Source organism: Pseudomonas sp. CMR5c (assembly GCF_003850545.1).
GTDB lineage: Bacteria > Pseudomonadota > Gammaproteobacteria > Pseudomonadales > Pseudomonadaceae > Aquipseudomonas > Aquipseudomonas piscis.
In genome coordinates, this window is the sequence record NZ_CP027705.1 from 6,009,141 (window position 1) to 6,033,888 (window position 24,748).

A 24,748-nucleotide genomic window follows, 5' to 3' on the forward strand; every position below is an offset into this window, starting at 1 on the left:
GGGATGCATTTCATGCAAGCAAATGGAAGTAACAACCCAAACTTATCTGATAGCTCGTTTTTTCATGGGCGCAAGGTATGGGTGACAGGACATGGAGGCATGCTTGGCGCCGCCATGGTTAGGAACTTGCAGAATAAGGGGGCGAGTTTACTGCTCACTACCAGATCCGAACTGGATCTGACGAACCAATCGGCAGTATTGGAGTGGGCAGAAAAAAACAAACCGGAATTGATTTTCCATATTGCAGCAAAAGTTGGGGGTATCTATGCAAATGCTACCCTGCCCTCTGACTTTCTGCGCGAGAACCTATTAATTCAGACAAGTGTAATTGATGCCGCTTATAAAGTCGGAGCTCAAAAGCTCGTATTTGTAGCATCCAACTGCACTTACCCAACCCAGGCCAAGAACCCGATCTCGGAAGATTCTTTGCTAACGGGCATGTTCGACCAGAATATCCGCGCTTACGCCATCAGCAAAATTGCAGGCATTGAGATGTGCCGTGCATACCATCGCCAACATGGTTGTGATTTCATTTCCATCATCCCGCCCAATCTTTACGGCCCCGGTGACAACTATCACCCCGAGCACGGTCATGTTGTAGCGGGAATCTTGCGAAGAATACATGAAGCGAAGCAGTCAGGAAGTAAAGAGTTCGTAGTATGGGGAGATGGCACCCCGAGAAGAGAGCTTCTTCATGTCGATGACCTTGCCAGTGCTCTGGAGTTCGTCATGAAGTCACCGACAACACACGACCTCTATAATGTCGGCTGTGGCCACGATCTGACAATTGCAGAGATAGCAAAAATAGCCTCTGAAGTTGTTGGATTTGAAGGCAATATCTCCTACGACACATCCAAGCCCAACGGAACCATGCGCAAGCTACTTGATAGCTCACGCATCCGTGATCTTGGATGGCAAGCAAACATCAACGAGCGTGATGGTATGCAAAGCGCCTACGCTGACTTCCTGAGTAGATATTAAGTTCATGACAGAACAACCTTTTGTAATACCGTCCGGCGCAATTGGTCGATTTGCTATCGTAAAGCTTTGGCCTGAAATCAAAACAGCGGAAGACGAGTGTATCGCACGCCTGAAAATAGCCGCGAAAAACCTAGGCATCGAATGCATAGAAGTTCATGCGGACGGCAGTTTTCTTTCTCATCCTCAAGTAAAAGCATCGAAAGAAAATGTAGATTTCGTTCTTCATCTGCACTACGACACACCTAAACAGTACGATGCCTTTTCCATTGTAGCACTCTGGAATCCATTGAGATTTTACCATGAGTGGGGCTACGAAAGAACTTCGCGAAATCTGACTACACACGATGACTTTATAAGTTGTAGTTCAGATGCGGCGGATGATCATGTAGCTAGAATGGTAAGAAATACATTTACCCACCTACCTGCCCGATTCCATCTGTACCACTCTACTGCAGATTTAGTCTATCCACCGGCACTTGGTGACGGTAAACTATTTTATGCGGGAATCAACTGGGAGGCTATTAGCGGTGGAGCCTCTCGCCATCAGGAGGTTTTAAAACGTCTTGATACAACAGGTTTAATGCGCATCTATGGCCCGACTATATTCCAAGGCGTGAGAGTTTGGGCTGGATATGAAAGCTACGTAAAAGAGATTCCCTTTGACGGAATTTCGATGATGGATGAGATATCCAAAGCGGGCATTGCATTAGTCCTATCATCCCAGGCTCATAAAGAGTCTGAGTTAATGTCCAACCGCCTATTCGAGAGTATTGCATCTGGCGCTCTCATTATCTGCGATGAAAACCCCTTCGCTAAAAAATTTTTTGGTGATTCATTACTTTATATCGACAGCCGCTCACCGGTAGAACAGATATATTCTGACATTGTCAAGCATCTCGAATGGATCAAGAAAAATCCATCTCAAGCACTGGCAATGATTGAGAAAGCCCAAGATATTTTCCGGCAGCGCTTTACCCTGACCCGCAACCTCAGAGACCTCTACGAGTCTCTTGCAGATAGAAAGCAGCAGCTACTGGAATTAAGCAATCCTTCCAGCACAACTGCGATCAGCCTGTCCGTCAACCTGTTAATGCCTGAGTACTCACCGGCAGTACTGCAGGATCACCTAAAGAGCATTCAGGTCCAGGACTACTCCGAATTCAAGGCTTTCCTTGTTGTAGACAAGAAAGATGCGAGTACCTTTCGGCGAGACATCGAGGCAGCGGTCAATAGCTCTGGGCTGTCGATTGAGATAGTTGAAGTAGAATTCTTCAAATACGGAACTCACGCCGACATAAGATCTCGTACACGCTTGGGCCAAATCATCAATGAAAGGATAACTGAAAGTCGAATTTTCGATGCCTTCATGGTTGTAGCACCCAACGAAAGATTGCAGTCCAACCATCTTACAATCCTTTGCGGAGCACTCAGACGCGATCCGAATACACAATGTGCGGCAACCGCTGCCCTGTTGATTAACGGCGATGCTCCCATCCATACCATTCATGAGCTAATCGACTTTGGCCATGTAAACCGTGCAGGCCCAACTGGCTACGGTCGGTTTATTTTCCGCACAAAGGGAATACCAGAAGATATTGGTATTGCTTTACCTTATTTGGACGGTCGCCCTTTAGCTGTTTTGGTCGGCGATAATATAATTGCACAACAATTGCCAGCCTCAATTGCTATTGATATCCGCCAAGACTTTCCTGAAAGAACATGGGATGACGCAGCCGAAAATGAGGTTATCCATCACTACAGTTCAAAGGCCATGAACCTTGCTATTGGCTTCGGGCCACGACCTGTCTTAGCCATGCCTAGCGCCCCGATGGTTATCAAATCCAGGCTTATGAGCAAACTATTGAATCGACGCTGGATGATGGCTCAAATGCACGCCATACGTAAGCAAGGTTTAAGCGCGCGCCTCAAAGTCCTGAAAGCCAAGCTGGAGCTTTGAAGCGCTAGTTCAATGTAATGCTCAAAACGGAAAATCGTTCTCAAGAGTGCTGCCTGAGAAGGGGTATCTTTATACCCCTTACAACATCAGAAGAACACCCCATGAGACTTATAATCGTTTAACTTTATAGCTAAAACAAAACAAATTTTAATTCAATTATTTTAAAAACCAAGCCTGGACCACAGCCGTAATCCCGCTGGGAGAATATCAATAATGCAGAGATTTTCCATTTCGCCTGCAGAAATAGTAAGTAGCTTCTGGCGAAACCGAGAGCTCATATTTACGCTAATCAAACGCGAAGTTATAGGTAGATATCGCGGCTCGGCCATGGGAATACTTTGGTCTTTTTTCAACCCGATCCTGATGCTAGCTGTATATACCTTTGTATTCAGCGTAGTGTTCAAGGCTCGCTGGCATAACGGTAGCGATTCGAAAATAGAATTTTCTCTCATACTTTTTGCAGGCTTGATAGTATTCAACCTATTTGCAGAGTGCGTAAACAAATCACCCACACTGATTACATCCCACACCAACTATGTAAAGAAAGTAATATTTCCTTTAGAAATACTACCCTGGGTAACTCTTGGCTCTGCAATGTTCCACTCACTTATCAGCATAGGTGTCTGGTTGATCGCTTATTTTATTTTCTTTGGCACACCTCACCTAACCGTACTCCTGCTACCAGTCGTATTACTGCCCTTACTCATGTTCATCATGGGGATCAGTTGGACTCTGTCGTCGCTGGGAGTCTATCTACGGGACATACCACACTTCATCGGAACAGTTACAACTGTGATGATGTTTCTTTCTCCTATCTTCTACTCTATAAATATTCTTCCCGAGCAATACCGCCCTCTTTTTATGGCAAACCCGCTGACCCCGATCATCGAGCAAACAAGAGAGGTCTTATTTATTGGGGTTGCACCCGACTTTACCGTGCTGGCGCTTTACCTGTTAGGCTCTATACTAATTGCCTGCATTGGATTTATATGCTTTCAGAAAACGCGAAAAGGTTTTGCTGATGTCCTCTGAAATCGCCATCACGGTTGAAAATTTAAGTAAGTGCTATCAAATTTACGAACAACCAAGAGACCGTTTGAAACAAGCTATCATTCCGAGGCTCCAGCGCCTCACAGGAAGTAAAGTAAAGCAGTATTTTCAAGAGTTTTGGGCTCTTAGAGATGTAAGTTTCGAAGTAAAAAAGGGCGAGTCCGTTGGAATCATCGGCAGAAACGGGAGTGGAAAAAGCACCTTACTCCAGTTAATTACTGGCACTTTGATGCCAACCATGGGGACGGTGACCACTCATGGCCGAATCGCCGCCCTGCTCGAATTAGGATCCGGCTTCGACCCAGATTTTACTGGTCGAGAGAATGTGTATCTTAACGGCGCATTGCTTGGCATCAGCAATCACGAGATTGATGAGCGTTTTGATAGCATTGCGTCATTTGCCGATATTGGAGAACATCTCGACCAACCGGTAAAGACTTACTCCAGCGGGATGCTTGTGCGATTGGCTTTTGCAGTTCAAGTCCAAGTAGAACCAGACATATTGATCGTTGATGAAGCACTGGCAGTGGGCGATGCCTTGTTCCAGAAACGTTGCTTTCAACGCATCGAAAAGCTGGTTTCAAATGGCACGACTGTTTTATTCGTCTCCCATGAACAAGAAAGTGTCAGGACGCTGACCAATCGCGCCTTGCTATTGAAGGACGGCCGGCCCCGGGCCTGGGGCCTGTCTTCCGATGTGGTGTTGGAGTATCGGCGCTTGCTGCATGAGGAAGAAACGGCCTATCTATCTTCTATAGTCAAAGAGGCAACGGTAAACAGAAGCGAGGAGGTGCAATCAAGGCCTACGCTTGAGGACAGCACCTCCCTATCGGATAAAATGTCGTTTGGAGACGGCGGAGTGACGATCATTGGCGTCCAGACGCTCAGTGACGAAAATCAGGCTTGCAATATCTACTACCCGGGACAGGTCTTGAGAATCAAGGTCACCTGCCGCTCCACCATAAAAATCGACAAATTGAACGTTGCGATACGTATTCGTAATAAAGAAGGCGTCAAAATATATTCGTGGGGCACCTTGAACCAAGACATGGCAGCCATTGCCTCAGGTAGTGACAGGCAGCTGTTCTGGAACAGGCTCGTTGAGCCTGGAGAACAATTCGAGGTGATTCTAGAGGCACCTTGTGATCTCGGAGCAAATCTATACGAGATTCAAGCGGCCATTTCTCATGAAGACACTCCTGATTATCAATCCCAGCGGATGTTGCACTGGGTCGATGAAGCCGCTTTTTTCCAGGTCATGATGATGATGGACAAATATTTCTTCGGTGGCGTGTCCGACCTGAGAATGGGTGCGAAATGGTGATGACACTGAAAAGTCAGAAGGCTTATTGATGACTGATTATAGAGCTGAGTATGACGACTATTGGTCACGAGCCGATAGAATCGGTGAATCCAGTGGTGACGTTGAGGTCGTAGCAGACCATATTGTCGATACGTGCGGTCTCGGCAGCGTGCTTGACCTTGGATCAGGCGAAGGTCATCTGGTCGGCGCTCTCCTGCGCCGAGGCGTAGATGCGAAAGGCCTTGATGTCAGTGCTGTAGTGGTTGAACGCTGTAATGAAAGATTGCCGGGACGTTTCCTGCATGGCTCGATCCTTGACCTTCCTTTCAATGACGATGCGTTCCATACCATCGTCTCGACAGATTGTATGGAACACCTGGCCAAGGAAGACGTCCCCCAGGCACTCAGCGAGATCTTCAGGGTCGCTGGCAGATATGTATTTTTGCAACTGGCAACCACCCAAGATAGAGACGGGCATTGGCACTTAACAGTCGAAGGGCGAGCATGGTGGGAATCCACATGCTTTGCAGCCGGGTTCAGAAAGCATCCTAATTATTACCGCCTGAATGAATATGAAGCGCTTAATAGCGACGGTTGGCAAATCTATATCCTGTTGGAAAAGATTCCTCCTATAGCACTGAACGACTATCCGTTGGAGTCTCTAAATGCAGAGCGTGGTCTGCATATGGACATGACACGTGACACCGGAGAACGTTCAGACGCTCACATCATTCGCTATCAATGGGCGTGTAATTACATTAAACCAGGTGATCGCGTGCTGGATGCTGCATGTGGACTTGGTTACGGTGGACATATCGTTCGCCATCTGACCGAAGCAGCATCGGTCACCGGTATTGACGGCAGTGAATATGCTATCGATTACGCGAAGAAGTCTTTCCCTTTCAAAGGAGACAGAGCGGAATATCTGGTCGGCATGCTCCCGGAGGCCCTATCGCAATATGAGGATGGCTCCTTCGACATCGTCATCTCGTTTGAAACTTTGGAGCATGTTGAAAAGCCAAGGGAATTGCTTCAGGAATTCTATCGAGTCCTTACCCCCGGCGGCAGGGTCATTGTCAGCGTTCCCAACGACTGGAGTGATGAAACCGGAACCGACCCGAATCCTTTCCATCTTCATGTCTATGATTGGAAGCGGCTGACATCCGAGCTGACTGCCAGCTTTTTGCTGGAAGACGCTTATGCGCAGACTGCCAGCCAAGTGAAAGTTGGAGGGCAAGGTTGTGTCTGGGAGCGCCGTGATCGATCACTCAAGCAGGTGACGCTATCCGATGAGTCACCAATGGACTGCGAATGGTGGCTGATGACAGCAATGAAGTCGCCGCTTGAGTCCAGTCAACATTATGAAGAGCGCGTTTTTTCAAATATCGCCGGTTCCGGGCATCCGTCTATTCGTTACTCAGAATATTTCGAAAGTCCATGGCTCGTTTACGCCATGGTCAATGTCAGTTACCGCCTAAAAAATACAAAGGCACTGGTGGCACTTGCTGAGCAGGTAATTCACACCATGCCCTCGTCATCCAATGATTATGCTGCCGCACTCTGCGTAAAGGCTTATTCTCTTCTTGAATCTAACATCGAAAACACTGCTATTATACATGAGACCCTCGTAAAGATTGATCACCTTACAGCACAAGCTTGTAAGGATCATATGAGCGTACGCTGGAAAGTTTCACTTCTGATGGTCAAAGGAAAATTGCTTCAAGCCATTGGCTGCCTGGAAGAAGCAAGAGATGCCTTTGCTGCATGCGCTGAACTTGATATCCATGAGTTTGGCATTCACTTAGCTACTAAAATCACCGAGTCTTTTTACCAAGCAGGTAAAATTTCCTACTCGCTTGGAAAAATCGATGAAGCGCGGCAGAGCTGGGCGAACGGTATTTCTTTTGGCCAAACCCTGCTTGAAGCTTCGCCTGAAGAAATATTTATCGAGCAAGACTACCCAAATCGCTTCAATAACGGTGATGGAGTCCGCGAGTACACTGTTTCCTGGGACAACATTGCAAGATGCGCGAATGGCCTGTATTTACTGAATCTTGGCTATGGCCTGAGCTATCAATCATTGGAGAGCTGCCTCCAAACTGAATATAGAAGCGTCAACAATCAACTATCTACAGTTCGTCAAACGTTGATTGAGCGTACTCGGCTTCTTGAAAAAACCAAGAATGAACTTGCAGAGCTTAATCGCGACTTGATCGACACTCGTCAGACGCTGATTGAGCGTACTAGGCTGCTAGAGCAAGCCAACAGTGAACTGGTTGATCGAACAGCAGACCTGGTGGACACACGCCAAGCGCTGATCGAACGAACAGAAAGACTGGAAAACCTTTTGAAAACTCACGAGGAATAGCCGCCGAGGAGCTCAAAACGATGGCCATCGTCATTTATGAGCTCCAAAGCTCCAGGCAGGACAAGAACGTTCATTAACGTAAAACTTAAGTGCTGGCTCCCTGCAACTGAAGCCCGCTTTAAATGCAAAAATTGAATTTTCTTATCACTGCCTCTACTCAGGGCCACGTGCCAGGCAATATCAAAAGTAATCAAAACACTGAAAACATCCATCAACATAAGTGCAGATCATGAAAAAAGTAGCTTTAATCACTGGTGTAACAGGTCAAGACGGAGCTTATCTGGCCGAGCTTCTTTTGAGTAAAGACTATGAAGTCCACGGAATAAAGCGCCGTAGCTCCCTGATCAATACCGATCGTATTGACCATCTTTATCAAGACCCGCATGAGCCAGACCAGCGCTTTATCCTTCACTACGGTGACATGACCGATTCTTCCAGCCTGATCCGGATAATTCAGCAGGTACAACCGGACGAAATCTACAACCTCGCCGCCCAGTCACACGTAGCGGTTTCCTTTGAAGAGCCCGAATATACTGCCAACTCGGATGCCTTGGGGGCACTGCGAATCTTAGAAGCCATCCGGATTCTTGGACTGGAAAAGAAAACTCGCTTTTATCAAGCATCCACGTCCGAACTGTATGGATTGGTCCAGGAAATCCCTCAGAAAGAGACTACACCCTTCTATCCACGATCGCCTTACGCGGTCGCCAAGCTTTATGCATATTGGATCACTGTCAACTACCGTGAAGCTTACGGAATGTATGCCTGCAACGGCATTCTGTTCAACCACGAAAGCCCTATTCGTGGTGAAACATTCGTAACTCGGAAGATAACTCGCGCGCTGGCCCGAATCAAACTGGGGCTGCAAGACTGCTTGTACCTGGGCAACATTGATGCGAAACGTGACTGGGGCCACGCGAAAGACTATGTAGAGATGCAGTGGTTGATGTTGCAGCAAGATAAGCCAGAAGATTTCGTGATCGCCACCGGAGTTCAATATAGCGTGCGCGAGTTCGTCGAACTGGCGGCAAAAGAGATCGGTATTGATATTAATTGGAAAGGTGAAGGTGTCGATGAGAAAGGTTACGACGCGCAAGGTAAGTGCATCGTATCCATTGACCCTCGATACTTCCGTCCAACTGAAGTAGAAACACTTCTTGGCGATGCCTCTAAAGCAAGAAAAACTCTCAACTGGGAACCTAAGATTAGCTTCCGTGAATTGGTTTCCGAAATGATGCGTGAAGACATGAAAACAGCAGAGCGAGATGCCCTGGTGACTAAGCATGGATACTCTGCTTACAATCGCCACGAGTAAATAAGCAATGGACAAAGCCTCCAAAATATATATCGCCGGCCATCAAGGCATGGTAGGTTCAGCCATCAAGCGGCGACTTCATGCGGAAGGCTACGTCAATCTGCTGTTTCGCACTCATGCTGAACTAGACCTGACCAATCAACTTGCTGTAGATGAATTCATGCAGCTTGAAAAACCAGACTATATTTTCCTTGCTGCTGGGAAAGTTGGTGGCATTCATGCCAACCAGGTTTATGGTGCTGAATTCATCTACCAGAATTTGATGATCCAGGCGAATGTTATACATTCCGCCTGGAAGGCTGGTGTTCAACACCTGCTATATCTTGGTTCAAGTTGCATTTACCCGCGTGAGTGCCCTCAGCCGATACTAGAGGACTATTTGCTTACAGGCCCCCTAGAGCAGACCAATGAGCCTTATGCTGTCGCAAAAATTGCAGGACTTAAACTTTGCGAGAGCTACAATCAGCAATATGACACAAAATATGTTTCCATTATGCCAACGAATCTCTATGGCCCTAACGACAACTATGATCTGAACAACAGTCACGTATTGCCGGCCTTGATCCGAAAAGCTCATGAAGCGAAGATCAATGATAGAAAGCAACTAATTGTTTGGGGCACGGGAAAATCCAAGCGTGAATTTCTCTTTGTTGACGATCTGGCTGACGCTAGCGTCTTCCTCATGGAAAACTCAATCAATTCCGGTCTATTTAATATCGGAACAGGCAAGGATATAACAATTCATGAGCTGACCAAGATCGTAATGCAGGTCGTCGGCTTTGAGGGAGATATCATCTTCGACAACGACAAGCCAGACGGAACCCCAAGAAAGCTTTTAAATATAGACCGAATGCACAATCTAGGCTGGAGCGCAAAAACTTCACTGCAAGATGGCATCGCCCATGCGTACAAAGACTTTTTGTCCCACGTTGCGGAGTAACTCTGTGCCTGCTCCTTTGATTACCATTGCAGTGCCTTCCTACAATCAAGGACAGTTCCTTGATGATGCTCTTTCGTCTATCTTTCAGCAGGATGTACCTGTTGAGGTTTTTGTGCTAGATGGTGGCTCGAGTGATAACTCCATCGAAATCATTCACAAATGGGAGCACCGCCTAAGCGGATGGCGCAGTCATCGTGACGACGGCCAGGCCGCAGCAATCAATGAGGGTATTTCCCAAGGGACAGCTCCCTATGTTTGCTGGTTAAATAGTGATGACTGGTTCCTCCCGAATGGATTAGCGACTCTGCTTAAGGAGTTACAGGCCTCTGAAGATGTACCGGCAGTTTATGGTCGTGCCTGGAATGTCATTCATAAAAGCGGAAAGCGCACTCCGGTTTGGGTGGAACCCTTCCGGGAGAATCGGCTGGCCTTGCGCTGCATTATATCTCAGCCCGCAACCCTGATTCGTCGTGCTGCTTGGGAAGCAGTGGGCGGGGTTGATGGAAAGCTGCATATGGCAATGGACTATGATTTATGGTGGAGGTTATACAAGCAATTAGGAGCTATGCAGTTTGTAGATGACTACGTGGCTGTAAACCGTGAGCATGAAGCGACTAAAACTAAGACATTGAGAAGACGGCATTATCAGGAAGCGATGGCCGTGGTACTTAAATACCATGGAAGCTTGCCATTAAAGTGGTGGTTAGCCCAGCCCTATGCCGTGTGGTTCAAGTCAATTGTCGGTTAGTTTAAAGGTCCGAACTGGTATGAGAGTTCTTCATTTTTATAAGACATCCTTCCCGGATTCAGTGGGGGGTGTCGAACAGGTTATCAGTCAAATCGCCAGAGGGGCCAGCCGGCTTGGGGTTCAAACGGATGTCCTCTCACTCACATCCGAAAAAGCGCCGAGAACAATAGAGCTCGATGGCTATCTTTCGCATAGGGCAAGACTCGACTTCCAAATTGCTTCAACAGGTTTCTCTGCTTCCGCCTTTTTGCGGTTTGCACAGCTCGCCAAAGAGGCAGACGTCATCCATTTCCACTTCCCGTGGCCATTTATGGACTTACTGCATTTAACGATGCGGATTAAAAAACCTACTGTGGTGACCTATCACTCGGATATCGTACGTCAAAAACATCTACTTAAAATCTATCGCCCGATACAAAAACTGTTCCTTAACAGCATGAACTGTATCGTAGCCACCTCGCCAAATTATCTCGCCACCAGCTCAGTGTTAAACATGTATACCGACAAGGTCAAAGTCATACCTATCGGACTAGATAAATCTAGCTACCCAACACCGGAGGTTGAACGCCTGGAATTTTGGCGAAAAAAGCTTGGAGGCAAATTTTTTCTGTTCGTCGGCATGATCCGTTACTACAAAGGCCTGCACATCCTGATGGAGGCTGCACATGGAACGGACTATCCAATAGTAATAGTGGGTGCTGGACCGATAGAAAATCAGATAAAGGAACAGGCAGCAAGTCTCGGATTGCAAAATATATATTTTCTAGGCCAACTTTCCGATGAAGACAAGGTAGCTCTTCTTGAACTTTGCTATGCCGTAGTTTTCCCTTCACATTTGCGCTCAGAGGCTTTTGGCATTTCATTACTGGAAGGCGCCATGTTTGGAAAGCCGATGATTTCCAGCGAGATAGGGACCGGAACTACATTTATAAATATAGCCAATGAAACAGGCTTAGTTATTCCCCCTAGTGATCCTGACGCGTTACGCCAAGCCATGCGTTATCTTTGGGACAATCCTAAGGAGGCAGCCACGCTCGGTCGAAGAGCCGAAGAACGTTACTGGAAGCACTTCACGGCAGAAAAGATGGTTAACGACTATGTCTGTCTTTATCACAAACTTGCCGAAGCCTAATCACCACCAAGGATCTGATACTGGTTTCGTCATTGCCTCGCGACGGTATAAGTTGAAGGCCATCAGCGTCTGAACGACGCCCCTAAACCTCCAAGAAAGCCGACGGCGACAGCTTGAATGTTGCTTCGCCATACAGTCCGATGCAGTAACTGTGAACCACCACCCAAAGCGCCATTACAAGGCACTTGGCCAGCATTTCAGGGACACTCGCAGCAAGAATAAAATCGCCGCTTTCCAGGACTCTCGGATGACAAGGAATGTGGAATAAAGAAACCGCCATCAGTCACTTGAACTCTCACGCCCACGCTGGCAGCACCGGGCGTTGTGCGGCCTACACCCGGCAGGCCATCGAAGCCGGCGGTGGCGGCGTCATCCTGCACAGGAAGCATTCGGCCAAGGACTTCGGCCCCTCTCTGACCGCGGCTGGGTTCGTCGAACAACCTACCGGCCAGGCACCGCAAGCTGGCGACGTGGTGATCATCCAACCCATCCCCGGCCATCCTCACGGCCACATGGCGATGTTCAACGGCAAGCTTTGGGTGTCAGACTTCAAGCAGATGCACGGCTTCTACCCGGGGCACTCCTATCGGGTACAGAAGCCTGAATACAAAATCTACCGTCATCCGTAAGGGGTTCCCCATGAGAATGCTCTTCTGCTCGCTGCTGGCGGCCATTGCCCTGCACCAGCCGCTGGCCCTGGCCGATTGCGCGAGTTCGCCCAAACCTGCGACCCAGGCGTTCTACAGCTGGTACCTGCAAACCTACAGCCAGGACAAGGATCCGCTGACCGACAACGCCCCCGAGATGAAGAAGTACGTCTCGGAATCGCTGATCGCCAAGATCAAGAAACAGATGGCAAGTCCCGACGGCCTGGAAGAGGACTACTTCCTCAAGGCCCAGGACTACATGGATGAATGGCTGACCCAGATCCAGGTCAGCGAACCGCAGATCCAGGGCTCCAGCGCCAAGGAACAAGTGACCTTGGGCAACACGCCGGACACCACCCAGATCGTCGATGTGCGCATGGTCAAGGACAAGGGCTGCTGGAAGATCGACGAAGTGATCTCCACTGCCGATCAAAGCGACTGAGCCTGTAGCCGATGCCAAGTCGGCTGCTCTTGCCAAAGATCGAGACAGATCGGACGGCGTGCTAATCTGCGCGCCGCCCCGGGCCCGCTCCCGGGGCGTTCCTCTCTGAAAAAGGACTTCCAGTCATGTCGTTGCCGGCTGCAGTACGCCTGCCACTGTCGTTTCTCTCATTATTCTCCATCCTCAGCCTGACCAGTATCGGCGCCCATGCGCAAGCATCGGAAGACGTTGCCAAGGGCCGTTGGCAGGGCCTGGCGGGTATGGCCAACCTGTACCTGGACGATGCCAGTCCCGAAGACTTCATCGAAGCCGGGGACAATGAAAAAAGCCAGCACGACAACTATGCCGGCGCCCTGGCTTACTACCTGACCGCCGCTCGTCTCGACCCGAAGAATGCCTTCGCCTCCTACCAGGCCGCCGGCAGCCTGGCCGCCATGGACAAGAACAAGCGCGCCGCCCAATACCTCGACCAGGCCCGCGAGCGCGGCTTCTGGCAGTTGGTGATCCTCAAGGAGGACGACGAACTGCAAGGCCTTCAGCAAGACCCAGCCTACAAGAAGCTGCTGCAAGCCGCCGAGAAGAACTACCCGGCCAAGGCCAGGGATGCGGGCCTCGCGGCCTTCAGCATTCCCCAGGGCAAGGCGCCGGCCGCAGGCTGGCCAGTGCTGGTCTGGTTGTCGGGGTTCGGTACCGAAGGCAGCAACGACCTCGATATGCGTACCGACCTGCTGGGGGAAAAAGCGGTTCTGGTGGGTATCAATGGCACCCTCAAGCGCGATGAGCATCAATTCATGTGGCAGCAAAAGTCGGTGGCACCGACTCAGGAGGCCGTCAGTGCGGCCCTGAAGAAGCTGGAGCATCGATCGCTCGCGAATTGCCCTGATGGGCTTCTCCCAGGGGGCCGAGCATGCCTCGCACCTGATCGCCGAGTACCCACAGCAGTACAGCGGCGCACTATTGTTGTCACCCGGCGGCTACCGGATTCCCTTTGGCGAATCCAAAGCTCGGGACAAGCGCATCGTCATCGTCCATGGCGCCAAGGAGCACGAAAGCAATCAGAAGCTCACAGTCGCCACGCAACAGGCCCTGGAGCCTGGCAATCAGTTGCAGAGCCACGAACACGATCAGGGCCACAGCTTCCAGGACGACTGGCGCCAAGTGTATCCGGGCTATCTGAAGTTCATCCTCAACCTCTGAGCATTGTCCACGGCGCCGCGGGTCCATGGCTTCAACCTGCGGCGCAGCACCCGTCCAGAACTATTGCTTGCCCGGCGCTATCGGTCCCGGCGCCTTGACCTGGGTCATCAGGTCGTCATCCCACTGTCCCTCCACCTTGACCTGCGCCAGAGCCCCCAGATCCATGGCCTCGATCAGGTTGTGGCTGAGGTACACATAGGTGCCCGGCTGCTTGAAGGTGTAGAGCGCCGCCAGGGCCGAGCCACCGGGGATGAACCAGGTTTCCAGGTTGCGTTGCGGGGCGTTGGCGAACTTGCCGGTGGTCCAGACCCAGTCGCCGTGGCCGCCGATCAGATGCGGGCGGCTGTCGCGATTGGCTTGCGAGTGAATGAACAGCACGCTTTCGCCGACCTTGGCGGTCAGCGCGTTGGCTCCGGTCAGGGCGCCGACCCGACCGTTGAACACCACGTGGCTCGGAGTCAGGGTGCGCATCACCGCGTGGGTATCCGGGTAGCTGGAGGCCAGGTTCGGATAATCCTTGTAATGCCCGTCCTTGTCCTTGGGAATGTAGAGGTCGAACTCGCCGATGGTATAGGCCCGGTCGTAATGCAGGGGCTTGCCAGCCGGGTCTTTCAGGCCATCGCGCGGCAGCACCATAAGGGTGCCACTCATGCCGGAAACCACATGCCACGGCACCATGCCCGAAGGAGCGCAGTGGTAGACGAAGGTGCCACTGCGATCGGCCTTGAAGCGCAATACCACCTCCTGGCCCGGGGTCACCTGGGTCAGCGCCGCACCACCCAGGGCGCCAGTGGCCGCGTGGAAATCGATGTTATGGGGCATGCTGTTGCTGGCCGGGTTGCTCAGGGTCAGCTCGACGTAGTCGCCCTCGTGCACCACCAGGGTCGGGCCGGGCATGGAGCCATTGAAAGTCATGGCTTGCAGCGTGGTGCCCTGGTCATCCACCACCATCTTTTTCTCTTCGACGCGCATGTGGAACTGCATCACCTTGGGCGGTCCGCTGACCACCTGCTCGTGAGCATGCACCTGGGGCGGCGTCACCAACTCCACCTTGACCCGTTGCAGACCGTCCGCACCCGCTGCCAACGCCAGGCCAGAAGCCCAACCGCCAGCTACCACACACCACTTCAACCACGATTGAATAGCACCCATGCTTGCGTTTCCTTGCCGACGAATGGTGATTCATTGCAAGGCAAACGCCAGGCGCCGGTATTGTCTCAGGGCAATAAACCCATGAGCCGTTGACCGGCGCAGATCACGGATAACTGAAGCTGCGCACCAGGGTCAGTTCGCCAGGGGCGCGCATCGGCACGATGAACGACTCGCTCTTCTCGTCCGGCGTGCCTTCCTCGGTGATCACCGTGACCTGGGCGGTGGTCAGGGGCTGCACGGCGTTATCCTGGCCGCCGTCACCGTCGTCGTCAGTGCGATAGCCGCCACCGTAGTAGTTCACATACACCAGGTACTGGCCCTTGAGCGGTACCGGCATGGAGAAGATCTCCGGCCCGTAGCCGGTGGTCACATCGACGTCCAGGGCCGCGCCATTGGGAGCCACTCGATCGCCGTACCAGATATGGGCGCCATCCGGAGTCACCAGGTGCAGGTCCAGGTCGGTGTTGTCGCTGTCCCAGGACAACAGCACCCGCAGCTTGGGCGGCGTGACGCCACCGCCGGTGTTGAGGAACTGCACACGCTTGCGCTGCTGGCCGTCGGGGCTGCGCACCTCGACGCTGTTACTGCCGTTGGGGAACGAATAGGGCCGGTCGAAGCCGCCGTCTTCGTCCACCTTGAGCGGCATGCTGACGCCATTGACGATCAGCTTGCCCGGCTGCGAAGACTTGGGCGCCCCCTTGATCTGCCCACGGATGCGCGCAGTATCGGTCTGGCCTTGTGGAGTGTTAACCGAAGAAGCCGGGTAGTTGACGCTCTGGCGATACTGTTCGCCGTCGTCGGCGCGGGTACGCCAACCACCTTTGGGAGTGTCGAGCTGGATGCCGCTGTCGGCCAGGGCCACAGGCAGGCTGAACATTCCACAAAGGAACAGGAGCACCGGGGAAGCAGGAAATTTCATGACCTATTCCAGTAAGAGATGACGGGCGAGCCCTTCGATGTAGTTTTCATCCTGGCCATTGGGATGGGCTTCGAAGGCCAGGTGCAGGTATTCGTGGGTCAGGTCGAGGCGGTCCTGCAGGGACAGCACGCCACGTACGTAGATGCGTTGTCGCTCGCGATCGACGTAAGGCCGGCCGAAGCCCAGGCGGCACACCGCGAATTGACTGACTTCGTTGTAACCGACCTCCTGCTCCAGCGGCTGGCGCCAGCGCCGCCGTTGTTTCAGCAGCCAGTCCTGGGCCGCCGGCAGGGGTTCGCAGGAGGCCACCGGATTGTCCCAACGGCTGAGGCTGGCACGCGGATAGGCGTGCAGCAGGATAGCGTCGTAGCGCTGGCCTGAACCGGCCTGCTCCACCGCCTGTTGCCAGGACAACTTGTCTGGCGCCTGCAGATCGGAGTGATAGGTGACCTGGGTTCCAGCCAGCACCAGGTCGCCAGTCCAGGCGGCAATGGCCCGGGCCTCGGCAGTGGCCGGACGCGGCGCGACTCGCTGGCGGCTGCTGCTGTCGTCGATGCTCAGGCACTCGCCGCTGCGAGCGGCGTTCTGCAACAGGTAGGTACGGATCGCCACGGCCAGGGCCTTGGCCGCCTCCCGTGGCTCGCTGCTGGCTTCGCGTTGCAGCACCCGGGCCACGTATTCTTCGCGATCCAGGCGCGCCACCAAACGTTGCGCGGCCCCTTCCTGCTGCAGGAACAACTCGCCAGCGCTGTGGATATCCAACTGGTTGCCATTGGCGAACGCCACGCGGTAATCCCCTTGCAGGGCACCGGGCCTGGCAGGTTGGCCATTCTGGCTGACGCCCTTGAGCGGATAGCGGGAAAACAGGCTGACCTCGACGCAGCGGCCCTTGTCCAGCGGCATGTTGACCGGCAACAACTGATCCAGGGCCTGGGCATGCTCCTTGAGGACCCGCTGGCTAGTGCCGCGGCCACCGACCCACAACGGCGTGCCGTCCGTCAGCCAACCGGCGAAACCGCCCTGGCGCGATTGCGGATCGCGCTCGGCCAGCCAACTCCAGGTCTTGACCCGCAGCCGCCCACCGAGCGCCCCCACCACCGTGCCATCACCGGCGTTGAGTACCACGTCCAGCAATACCCGGCGCGCGGTATCCCGGGCCGGCAAGCTGGCCAGGACTTGCAGCAGTTCAGCCACCGGAACCCGAGTCTGTGGCTGCAGCTGCTGCAGATCCTGCAGCCAGCCCGGGGCCTGGCGCGCCTGCCAGTAACTGCGCCAGTCACTGGCCGACACCTTGAGGCGCGCAGGCTCGAAGTACAGGCCGCAGGAACGCACCAGAGCCTGGTCACGGGCGATGCTGTTACCGACCGTGCAGCAGTACACCTCTTCCTTGGACTTGCCCTGGCAGGCATAGGCCGGTTCCTGGGCGCCAGTGTCCGCCAGCCAGGCGTAGACGAAGAGTTTCCAGACGCTGCCCAGGGGCGCTTGCAAGTCCTCGGGCAACGGCTCGCGGGCCAGCACCTGGGTCCTGGAGAGGCTCACCAGCTCGCTGTCCGGTGCGGTTTTCCAGGCCAGGCGCAGAGGTTCGTCCTGGGCCGTCGCCAGCCCAGGAAGCAAACACAAACACAGCCAGGTCCAACGTCGCAGCATGTTACTTGACCGAAACCTGGCCCAAGGCCGGAGTACGCTCCTGGGCCTGATGCTCAGGTGCATAGACCTGGTAGAAACGTGCCGGCGGCAAGTTGAACTGGCCCTTCTGGGAGAAGCGGACCAGATGGCGCAGGCGCACTTCGCTGCTGTCGTTCAGCGCATCCAGCGGCACGCGGTAGCTCATCTGCCCCGGTTCGGCACGGGCCTTCTCCAGCGATGCGGCTTCACTACCCGCAGGACCGGCCAGCTTGATACCCCAGGTGGTGCGCTCGACATCGGCGCCCGGCGGCAACGGCACATCCAGCATGCCGTACAGCAGCGGGCGCTTGCCTTCGTTGGCGATGATCACTTCATCCAGGTACAGGCCGTCGCTGGCGATCGGCTTGTTGCCCACCGGCTCCAGCTTGAAGGTGAAGGCTTCATCCCCCGGTACCAGGCGTAGCAGGCGGCGAGTGATATTCACCGGTGCCGGCGTGCCGGCTTCCTGCTTGCTCAGGTAGCTCACCGAGGCCCGTAGCGGGCGCTCCGGCACCGAGTCCAGGGTCAGCACCGCAGGAACCTGCGGGCCTTGCCATTGCCAGTAGCTTTCGCCGCTGGCGCCCTGGCGCTGTTGCCAGCCTTGCCCCGGGTTGAGGTTCGTAGCCGGCGCCGACTGGGCCACGCTACGTTGCAGCCAGGTCAGGGCCAGGGCCCGCTCCAGGGTCGACTGCGACGGCAGCAGCCGTTGCAGCAAGGCGCGCGTCGCGCCCTGGTCGAACGGCTTGAGCGACAGGCTCAAGGCCTGGGCGAAGGGCTGCGAGCTGATTTCCATCTGCTGTTGCGCCGCTTCCAGCTGGGCGACGAACGCCGGCGGTGGCGTGACCTTGGCGTCCCGCGCCAGGGCCGCAGCCAGCACCCGGGCACTGGCCAGGCCCAGGGCCGAATCCGGGCTGTCCATCACCAGGCTGTCGCCGCTGTCGTCCTGCATGCTGGCTTGCGGTCCCGAGCCGGCCTTGGCCAGGTCGTCCATCAGGCCGCTGACCAGGGTATTGATCGGCAGCTTCATCTCGCGGGCGAAGGACAGGATCAGCGCACGTTGCAGCAACGGCGTATTGCCGGCCTGCTTGGCATAGACCTCAAGCACTCGCTGCCAATGCTCCGGCGGCAGGTTCAGGTCCATCACCTTGCTGGCGTTCCAGTCGGCGTAATAGGCGTAGGCGGTGAGGAAGGCATCCGGATCGGCGTCCTCGCCCCACCAGGTGAATGCCGCTTCCGGCCCGGCCATGTGCACCAGGCGCAAGCGACTGTTCTGCATCATCAGGCGCAAGCGATCACGCACCTGCGGATTGCTGGCCAGGGCCGGATAGGCGACGCTCAGCGGCAACAGCTGGCTGGCGGTCTGCTCGACACCACCGTAGGGGTATTCCAACAGGTCATCCAGGGCGGCGCGGAACAGCGCTTGCGGGCTGTCATCCAGGCGCAGGCGAATCTCCCCGGCATCGGCCGGCAAGCCCAGTGGCGTGCTGTTGGTGACCACGTCCAGGCTCTGGGTCTGCACGGTCTGCCAGCCAGCTCCGTTGCTGGCCAGGCGCACGGCCAGGGTGTCCATGGTCTTGCCGCCCTGCACCAGCTCGGCGCTCCACTCGCCATTGCCCGGAGCGATGGCCGGCAGGGCCACATAGTTGATGCCGCTGTTGAGGGTCAACGGCAAGCGCTGGGACTCACCGGCGTAATGCACCACCAGTTCTGCCTTGACCGGCTGCTCGGACTGGTTGAACGCAAAGACCCCAAGGTCCGGCTTGTCGCCGCTGCGGAAGCGGGTCGGGCCGCTCCACTTCAGGTACAGGGCCTTCTCGGACCGCACGAACTGCTTCTTCTGGCCAACCTGGCCATCCTCGGCGATGGCCCGGGCGGTGATGCGCCAGCGAGTCAGCGAGTCAGGCATGCGGAAGGTGAAGCGCGCCTTGCCGCTGCCGTCGGTGACCAACTCCGGCTGCCAGGCAGCGGTGTCGACGTCTTCACGACGCGGACGCTCCAGCACCTTGACCCCACGCTCGCTACGGTTGGCCTTGCCTGGCGCCGTCGGGCTGCCCGGCAGGGCTACGTCATAGCTGATGAACGACAGGCTGGCGCTGGTGCGCACGTTGTTGCGCCGCGGATGGTAGAAGAACTGGTCGATGCTCGGCGCCACTTCCGGCTGCAGGGCATAGACCATCTCGTCCACCACGCTGACCGTCAGGTGGGCCGGTACCGGCTTGCCGGCGAACTGCGTGGACAGGTCCACGGTGACGGTGTCACCCGGCTGGTATTTTTCCTTGTCGGTCTGGATGGCCACATCGATCTGCGGCGTCAGCACCTTGATCCCGGCGTTCTGGAAGCTGTATTCGCCACCCTTGGTGTAGAGCACGGAGAAGGTCAGGTTCGGCGCGAAGCTGTCCTTGACCTGCACCCGGGCGCGGTACTGGGTCGGGCTGAGTTTTTCCACTTTCAGCCAATCGCCCCCCTGGGACAGCAAGGCGGTGGCCTCGACCTTGTCACGCTCCAGCGACAGCAGCGCATCGTTGATCGGCTCGGGGAAGGTGATCAGCGCCAGGGCTTCGTCGCCAGCTTTGTACTCGGGCTTGTCGAGGACGATCTCCACGGTACCCGGCACGGCCTTGACCCCTTCGCCGGTGACCGAATGGCTGGTGCCGCCCACGACCCGGTCATGCTCATCGCGCAGGGTCAGGTTGTAGGTACCGGGACGTTCGAAGGCCAGGACAAAACCGCTGTCGCCGGCGGCCAGCTTGCCTTCGCCAGTGCTCTGGTCTTCCATGCGCACCCAGCTGTAGCGGCTGGGCAAGACGCTCTTGCTCTGCTCGCTGGTGTTCTGGTTGGCGTAGCTGAACTGCACCTTGTCGCCCACCGCGCTGAAGCGTTGCGGGGCGCTGAGGCTGAAGCTCGCGGCGCCACGCTCGATGAGGATTTCCTTGGTGGTCTTGACCCGATAGGCCGCGCCGTCACTGGCGAATACGGTGAGCATGTAGCGGCTGGGCTTGTCCGCCGCCGGCAGGTCGAGGCTGGCACTGCCCTTGGAATCGGTGGTCAGCTCGGTGCTGGTCAGTTCCACCGGGAACTGGCCCATGTACTGCAACTCGTTGTCCACCATAGACAGCTGCTGGGACCGCAGGCTCAGTTGCAGGCGTGCGTTGGCCACCGGCTTGCCATCGGGATAGAGCAGTACCAGGTTGCCCTTCACCGCCTCGCCGGTCTTGAAGTCCGGCTTGGCCAGGCTCAGGGCGATCTCGAAGTGCGGCTTGATGTACTCGGCTACGCGAAAGGCGCTGCTGTAGACCTGGTCCTTGTAGCGCAGGCGCAGTTCATAACCGCCCGCCAGGGCATTTTCCGGGAGCTGGAAACGCCCCTGGGTGCCGGACTTGGAATCCAGGTTCAGGGTCAGGTTCTGCAGGGCGGTGCCCGCAGCATCCAATATGCTGACATTCACCGTACCGGCACCGGGCAGCACCGAGTCCCGGGCATTCTTGAACTCACGCCCGACGACCTTCAGCGAGACCCAGTCGCCCGGGCGGTACAGCGGCCGATCGGTGAAGGCATAGAGCTTGGTGTCGTAGATTTCACTGTCGTAGTAGAAGTTCTCGGAGACGAACACGCCGCCTTCCTGGTCCTCGCCGATCACATAGGAGCGCTCGGGGCTGACGTGTTTCAAGCGCACCAGGCCCTGCTCATCGGTGGCACCGCTGTTCATCACGCCCAGGCCGTCGGTCCACAGCACGTTGACCTTGGGTGCCGAGTTGCCTTCGTGCTTGCCCGCCGCCCAGACCAGCAGCTCGTCACCGGCGACCTTGCTCACCGCCACGGTATTGGAGACGAACACCATGGTGGTGGCGCGGTACTTGCCCACCAGGGCTTCGACCAGGTAAAGGCCTGGCTTCAACTGCCCCAGGGGAATGTAGACGTTGCCCGGTGCGACGTTGATGAAGTCACTGGAGGAGCCGGCCAGGTTGACCCCGGCTGGCGGCTGGATCGGCTTGGCCTGCCACAGCGGGTAGCGGAACTGGGTCACCAGCGGCAAGCCCGGGACCAGGCCGAACTGCGGCTGGGCGTCATAGGGTGTCGGTGCCAGCAACGAGTTGCCGACCTTCAGCTCCGGAACCTCTTCGGTTACCTGCTTGCGCGACTCATAGGAGAAGGCGCGCTGCATCACCCGGCGCGACTTGCGATACCAGTTGTCCCACAGGTAGGCCAGGGTGTTGGACAGCCCCTCGCCCTTGAACTGGCCATCGCTGACCACTCGGTGCAGGTTTTTCTGGCGCTTGAGGAAGTCCAGCGGCTGGTTGATCCGGTAGACCCGGATATCCGCGCCGCCATAGGGTTCCATGCGAAAGCGCCGGTAATCACGCCCCGGCGCCTCGAGGCGCACCATGGCCTGCTCGTCGCTGGCAAAACTGCTGTCGGACAGCAGGAAGAAACTCTCCCCGGCGACCGCCGCGTAATCGCTGGCGGGCACGGAGTCTTCGGCGTTGACCAGGGCCACGGGGGCCACCAGGGTCAAGGCCAGGGTCAAGCGGAACAGAAAACGGGACATACGCGATTCGCTCATTGGGTGAGGAAGTTCAGCCGATAGATGCCGATGAAGTTGGGGTTGGCGGGGTCGGGTATCCATCGGGTGTCCTTCCATGTCATCAGTTGCTGCACGCTGGCCGAGCGCATGCCGTTATCGGTGGGGGTGGTGGTGCCGGTGTGATAGGCGATGTTGCGGCCCATCCAGATCATCAAGTGCTGGTCGTCGCCCTGGTCGAAGAACAGCAGGTCGCCGGGGCGCGCCTGGCCCAGGTCGCGGCTCACCAGATGGCTGTTGAACTGGATCAGCTTGATCGCATTGACGTAGGGGCCGACCTTGCCGCCGCCCTGCTGCCACTGCTGGGCCAGGGCGCGCTGGCCTTCGCTCAGTTGCAGCTCCGGGGGCAGGTAGCGATTGGACAAACCATTGGCCCGCAGCCATTTGCTGTCATGGGTCTTGAGTGCTTCATTGGCGGCGAAACGCACCAGCCCCGCGCAGTCCTGCTGATACCAGCGCGGGCTCGGGCCCTGGCTCAGCTGCTCCTGGGCGATGCGCACGAACCAGGCGCGAAACACCTGGGACTGCTGCACGTCCAGCGGCGCGGCCGTGGTCGCGCCCACTGCGCTGCTGAGCAACAGGGCCAGCAGGCCAAGGCTGCTCAAGCCGTGGCGCAAGGCTCTCACAGCGCTTGCCATTGCAGCGGCAGCCACTGCCAATGGCCGTTGGGCTCGCTGCCCTCAGGCAGGGTCAGGGCGTACTTGCCATAACCACCGAGGGTGCGCAGCTTCGGCACCAGGTAGGTCTGCGCGGCGTTGTTGAACACCGGCTCCATGTCCTGGGGCAGGCTGTCGAAGGTTTCCTGCTGGATCAGTTGGGCCAGGGACTGCGGTCCCAGGTAGATCGGCATCATGGCGTTCTTCGGCGCCACGTCGGCCAGGGGTGGGAAGCGCTTGTCCAGGGTGCCCAGGGCCTTGCCCACCAGCTTGTCATCCAGGGAGAACACCAGGGTCGAACCATGGCGGGCCAGGCTGACCTGCATGAAGGCGCGGCCGGTAATGGCCTGCGGGTCCTTGGCCTGCTTGGCCGGATACGGCCCGAAGTTCGAGCTGACCTGGCGCTGCCACTGGTGCACGTTGCCGTCCTGCTGCTCGACCACCGGGAAGATCCGCTGCGCCACCTTGCTCTCGCGGGAACCCACCATGGAGCCGAACAACTTGCCCAGGTCGGCGTCGAGCTTGGCGCTGTCCTTGTCCTTGAGGCTGGCCACCAGCAGCGGCGTGTACAGCCGCGAGTCGGCGTACCAGCAGAGCCCGGCGCTGCCGGACATGTGTTCGGTCAGGGCCTGGGCCACCGACTCCTCGGCGCCGAGCTTGACCAGCAGCGGCTTCTGCTGCTGCGCCGCCAGGGGCAGCGCCACGCAGGCGCTGGCGCCCATGGGCATGGCCTGCCAGATCGGCTTGAAGTCGAAGTCCGGCTGGTCCTCTTGTTCTTCCATGGCCAGGTAGCTGTGCCAGCCCTTGTCGTCCATGTCGAAGCGCAGGCCGGCGAAGTTGGGGATGAAGCGCTGGTAACCCATGGCCAGGACGCTGGAGTTGACCGCCAGGCGCTGCTGCACCTCGGGTTTGCGCGCCTCCAGGCCAAAGGCCTCGGGGAACAGCTTGTCGCCGTTGAGCAGCGCTTCCAGGGCCTTGGTGGAGACCGCTCCGTGCACGTCGCTGACGCCAGAGGCCAGGTCATACAGCTGGGTCGGATTGGACAGCACCACCAGCTTGTCGCCGAAGGAGGCGAAGGCCAGGGACTTGTTGGCGTTGAAATTCAGCTGATACAGGGTTACCGCATCGCCGCCGACCTTGAGCTCGGCCAGCTTGCTCAACTGGCTGTCATCCAGGGCAGCCTTGGCCAGGGGCTCGAGCAGCTTGGCCAGGCCGCCACGGTCCATCACCAGCAGGAAGTCCTTGAGCCGGCCATCGACGCCGCGCCACAGGGCGATGTCCGCCGGCTGGTCGAGCAGTTGCTCGATCAGGTTGTCCTGCAGCTTCAGGTCATGCTCGTAGATGATCCGCCGCAGGCTGCCGATCAGGCCCAGGCGGTCGGCATGGGTCTGGTAATAGAAGACGAAGTCCTCGGTCAGGGTTTCACGCAGGAACGGCACCGCCAGCAAGTCCTTGGGCAACTGCGCCAGGGAGTGGGTCTCCAGCAAGCCATCGGGGCGGCTCAGGCCCAGCTTGTCGCCGGGCAGCTCGGCCACCGAGGTCTTGGGCTTGCAGCCCACGCCGGTGGCGACGGCCGCCGCCAGGCACAGGCCCATGACCAGGGCCGGCCAGCGCCGCTGGCTGCCGGGTTGTTCGCTACCGGGGACGCCGGCCGCCGGGGATGCTGTGTTTTCGCTCATGATTCACAAAGCCCAATT

Annotated in this window: 20 protein-coding genes; 12 read left to right on the top strand and 8 right to left on the bottom strand. The window is 56.1% G+C overall.

Annotation, left to right across the window (positions count from 1 at the left end; all coding sequences use genetic code 11):
* Nucleotides 1-3 precede the first annotated feature (3 nt).
* The 5 genes from C4K40_RS27755 to C4K40_RS27775 all read left to right on the top strand — a co-directional run bounded on the left by C4K40_RS27755 (nucleotide 4) and on the right by C4K40_RS27775 (nucleotide 7,659).
* Nucleotides 4-981, top strand: a complete 978-nt coding sequence (locus C4K40_RS27755; protein ID WP_256224185.1) for a GDP-L-fucose synthase — start codon at nucleotides 4-6, stop codon at nucleotides 979-981.
* 4 nt (nucleotides 982-985) lie between these two features.
* Nucleotides 986-2,938: a glycosyltransferase gene (locus C4K40_RS27760; RefSeq protein WP_053134837.1), complete on the top strand. Its 1,953-nt coding sequence runs from the start codon at nucleotides 986-988 to the stop codon at nucleotides 2,936-2,938.
* Nucleotides 2,939-3,151: 213 nt separating this feature from the next.
* Entirely contained in the window at nucleotides 3,152-3,970 is an 819-nt protein-coding gene (locus C4K40_RS27765; protein WP_053134840.1) for an ABC transporter permease, read from the top strand.
* Nucleotides 3,960-5,312 (top strand): ABC transporter ATP-binding protein, encoded by a 1,353-nt coding sequence (locus C4K40_RS27770; protein ID WP_053134843.1) that lies wholly within the window; start codon nucleotides 3,960-3,962, stop codon nucleotides 5,310-5,312. The genes C4K40_RS27765 and C4K40_RS27770 overlap by 11 nt, the downstream gene beginning before the upstream one ends.
* 28 nt (nucleotides 5,313-5,340) lie before the next feature.
* The gene (locus C4K40_RS27775; protein WP_083456942.1) at nucleotides 5,341-7,659 is read left to right on the top strand and encodes a methyltransferase domain-containing protein; all 2,319 of its coding nucleotides are present in this window, start codon (nucleotides 5,341-5,343) and stop codon (nucleotides 7,657-7,659) included.
* On the opposite strand, the gene C4K40_RS27780 is transcribed toward C4K40_RS27775, so the two are convergent.
* Nucleotides 7,647-7,877 carry a hypothetical protein gene (locus C4K40_RS27780; protein WP_053134852.1) on the bottom strand — a complete coding sequence of 77 codons (231 nt, stop codon included), beginning with the start codon at nucleotides 7,875-7,877 and terminating at the stop codon, nucleotides 7,647-7,649. The genes C4K40_RS27775 and C4K40_RS27780 overlap by 13 nt on opposite strands.
* Before the next feature lie 11 nt (nucleotides 7,878-7,888).
* On the opposite strand from C4K40_RS27780, the gene gmd reads away from it, so the two are divergent.
* From gmd to C4K40_RS27810, 6 genes are all read left to right on the top strand, one after another.
* Nucleotides 7,889-8,974: a GDP-mannose 4,6-dehydratase gene (gene gmd, locus C4K40_RS27785; protein WP_053134963.1), complete on the top strand. Its 1,086-nt coding sequence runs from the start codon at nucleotides 7,889-7,891 to the stop codon at nucleotides 8,972-8,974.
* A gap of 7 nt (nucleotides 8,975-8,981) precedes the next feature.
* A complete protein-coding gene (locus C4K40_RS27790) occupies nucleotides 8,982-9,914 on the top strand; it encodes a GDP-L-fucose synthase (RefSeq protein ID WP_053134855.1) in 933 nt (310 codons plus the stop codon).
* 4 nt (nucleotides 9,915-9,918) lie between these two features.
* Nucleotides 9,919-10,662 carry a glycosyltransferase family 2 protein gene (locus C4K40_RS27795; RefSeq protein ID WP_053134858.1) on the top strand — a complete coding sequence of 248 codons (744 nt, stop codon included), beginning with the start codon at nucleotides 9,919-9,921 and terminating at the stop codon, nucleotides 10,660-10,662.
* Between the two features lie 19 nt (nucleotides 10,663-10,681).
* Nucleotides 10,682-11,794, top strand: a complete 1,113-nt coding sequence (locus tag C4K40_RS27800; RefSeq protein ID WP_083456944.1) for a glycosyltransferase family 4 protein — start codon at nucleotides 10,682-10,684, stop codon at nucleotides 11,792-11,794.
* Between the two features lie 257 nt (nucleotides 11,795-12,051).
* Complete coding sequence (locus C4K40_RS27805; RefSeq protein WP_031320599.1) at nucleotides 12,052-12,423, top strand: hypothetical protein; 372 nt, start codon at nucleotides 12,052-12,054, stop codon at nucleotides 12,421-12,423.
* Between the two features lie 10 nt (nucleotides 12,424-12,433).
* Nucleotides 12,434-12,883 carry a DUF3828 domain-containing protein gene (locus C4K40_RS27810; protein ID WP_053134861.1) on the top strand — a complete coding sequence of 150 codons (450 nt, stop codon included), beginning with the start codon at nucleotides 12,434-12,436 and terminating at the stop codon, nucleotides 12,881-12,883.
* 170 nt (nucleotides 12,884-13,053) lie between these two features.
* Here C4K40_RS27810 and C4K40_RS31750 read toward each other — a convergent pair whose 3' ends face one another.
* Nucleotides 13,054-13,743: a hypothetical protein gene (locus C4K40_RS31750; RefSeq protein ID WP_172681668.1), complete on the bottom strand. Its 690-nt coding sequence runs from the start codon at nucleotides 13,741-13,743 to the stop codon at nucleotides 13,054-13,056.
* A gap of 22 nt (nucleotides 13,744-13,765) precedes the next feature.
* Between C4K40_RS31750 and C4K40_RS31755 the strand changes: the two genes are divergently transcribed.
* The gene (locus C4K40_RS31755; RefSeq protein WP_172681669.1) at nucleotides 13,766-14,080 is read left to right on the top strand and encodes a hypothetical protein; all 315 of its coding nucleotides are present in this window, start codon (nucleotides 13,766-13,768) and stop codon (nucleotides 14,078-14,080) included.
* A 60-nt stretch (nucleotides 14,081-14,140) separates the two neighbouring features.
* Here C4K40_RS31755 and nirK read toward each other — a convergent pair whose 3' ends face one another.
* The 6 genes from nirK to C4K40_RS27845 form a co-directional block, all read right to left on the bottom strand.
* Nucleotides 14,141-15,232, bottom strand: coding sequence for a copper-containing nitrite reductase (nirK, locus tag C4K40_RS27820; protein WP_053134863.1), 1,092 nt, complete (start codon nucleotides 15,230-15,232; stop codon nucleotides 14,141-14,143).
* A gap of 103 nt (nucleotides 15,233-15,335) precedes the next feature.
* The gene (locus C4K40_RS27825) at nucleotides 15,336-16,151 is read right to left on the bottom strand and encodes a YfaP family protein (RefSeq protein ID WP_053134865.1); all 816 of its coding nucleotides are present in this window, start codon (nucleotides 16,149-16,151) and stop codon (nucleotides 15,336-15,338) included.
* 3 nt (nucleotides 16,152-16,154) lie between these two features.
* Nucleotides 16,155-17,798 (bottom strand): DUF2300 domain-containing protein, encoded by a 1,644-nt coding sequence (locus C4K40_RS27830; protein WP_022641255.1) that lies wholly within the window; start codon nucleotides 17,796-17,798, stop codon nucleotides 16,155-16,157.
* Between the two features lies 1 nt (nucleotide 17,799).
* On the bottom strand, nucleotides 17,800-22,377 hold the full coding sequence (locus C4K40_RS27835; protein ID WP_083456945.1) for an alpha-2-macroglobulin: 4,578 nt from the start codon (nucleotides 22,375-22,377) through the stop codon (nucleotides 17,800-17,802).
* Nucleotides 22,374-23,033 (bottom strand): DUF1175 domain-containing protein, encoded by a 660-nt coding sequence (locus C4K40_RS27840; RefSeq protein ID WP_031320602.1) that lies wholly within the window; start codon nucleotides 23,031-23,033, stop codon nucleotides 22,374-22,376. The genes C4K40_RS27835 and C4K40_RS27840 overlap by 4 nt, the downstream gene beginning before the upstream one ends.
* A complete protein-coding gene (locus tag C4K40_RS27845) occupies nucleotides 23,018-24,730 on the bottom strand; it encodes a DUF2138 domain-containing protein (RefSeq protein WP_022641258.1) in 1,713 nt (570 codons plus the stop codon). The genes C4K40_RS27840 and C4K40_RS27845 overlap by 16 nt, the downstream gene beginning before the upstream one ends.
* Nucleotides 24,731-24,748: the final 18 nt, after the last annotated feature.

Excerpts from the sequence above, each read along its gene's own strand:
- C4K40_RS27825 (WP_053134865.1), bottom strand. The coding sequence starts at position 16,151 with ATGAAATTTCCTGCTTCCCCGGTGCTCCTGTTCCTTTGTGGAATGTTC.
- C4K40_RS27810 (WP_053134861.1), top strand. The coding sequence starts at position 12,434 with ATGAGAATGCTCTTCTGCTCGCTGCTGGCGGCCATTGCCCTGCACCAG.
- C4K40_RS27800 (WP_083456944.1), top strand. The coding sequence starts at position 10,682 with ATGAGAGTTCTTCATTTTTATAAGACATCCTTCCCGGATTCAGTGGGG.
- C4K40_RS27840 (WP_031320602.1), bottom strand. The coding sequence starts at position 23,033 with ATGGCAAGCGCTGTGAGAGCCTTGCGCCACGGCTTGAGCAGCCTTGGC.
- C4K40_RS27755 (WP_256224185.1), top strand. The coding sequence starts at position 4 with ATGCATTTCATGCAAGCAAATGGAAGTAACAACCCAAACTTATCTGAT.
- C4K40_RS27845 (WP_022641258.1), bottom strand. The coding sequence starts at position 24,730 with ATGAGCGAAAACACAGCATCCCCGGCGGCCGGCGTCCCCGGTAGCGAA.
- C4K40_RS27760 (WP_053134837.1), top strand. The coding sequence starts at position 986 with ATGACAGAACAACCTTTTGTAATACCGTCCGGCGCAATTGGTCGATTT.
- C4K40_RS27805 (WP_031320599.1), top strand. The coding sequence starts at position 12,052 with ATGTGGAATAAAGAAACCGCCATCAGTCACTTGAACTCTCACGCCCAC.
- C4K40_RS27770 (WP_053134843.1), top strand. The coding sequence starts at position 3,960 with ATGTCCTCTGAAATCGCCATCACGGTTGAAAATTTAAGTAAGTGCTAT.
- C4K40_RS27790 (WP_053134855.1), top strand. The coding sequence starts at position 8,982 with ATGGACAAAGCCTCCAAAATATATATCGCCGGCCATCAAGGCATGGTA.
- C4K40_RS27780 (WP_053134852.1), bottom strand. The coding sequence starts at position 7,877 with ATGTTGATGGATGTTTTCAGTGTTTTGATTACTTTTGATATTGCCTGG.
- C4K40_RS27775 (WP_083456942.1), top strand. The coding sequence starts at position 5,341 with ATGACTGATTATAGAGCTGAGTATGACGACTATTGGTCACGAGCCGAT.
- gmd (WP_053134963.1), top strand. The coding sequence starts at position 7,889 with ATGAAAAAAGTAGCTTTAATCACTGGTGTAACAGGTCAAGACGGAGCT.
- C4K40_RS31755 (WP_172681669.1), top strand. The coding sequence starts at position 13,766 with ATGGGCTTCTCCCAGGGGGCCGAGCATGCCTCGCACCTGATCGCCGAG.
- C4K40_RS27765 (WP_053134840.1), top strand. The coding sequence starts at position 3,152 with ATGCAGAGATTTTCCATTTCGCCTGCAGAAATAGTAAGTAGCTTCTGG.
- nirK (WP_053134863.1), bottom strand. The coding sequence starts at position 15,232 with ATGGGTGCTATTCAATCGTGGTTGAAGTGGTGTGTGGTAGCTGGCGGT.
- C4K40_RS31750 (WP_172681668.1), bottom strand. The coding sequence starts at position 13,743 with ATGCTCCAGCTTCTTCAGGGCCGCACTGACGGCCTCCTGAGTCGGTGC.
- C4K40_RS27835 (WP_083456945.1), bottom strand. The coding sequence starts at position 22,377 with ATGAGCGAATCGCGTATGTCCCGTTTTCTGTTCCGCTTGACCCTGGCC.
- C4K40_RS27830 (WP_022641255.1), bottom strand. The coding sequence starts at position 17,798 with ATGCTGCGACGTTGGACCTGGCTGTGTTTGTGTTTGCTTCCTGGGCTG.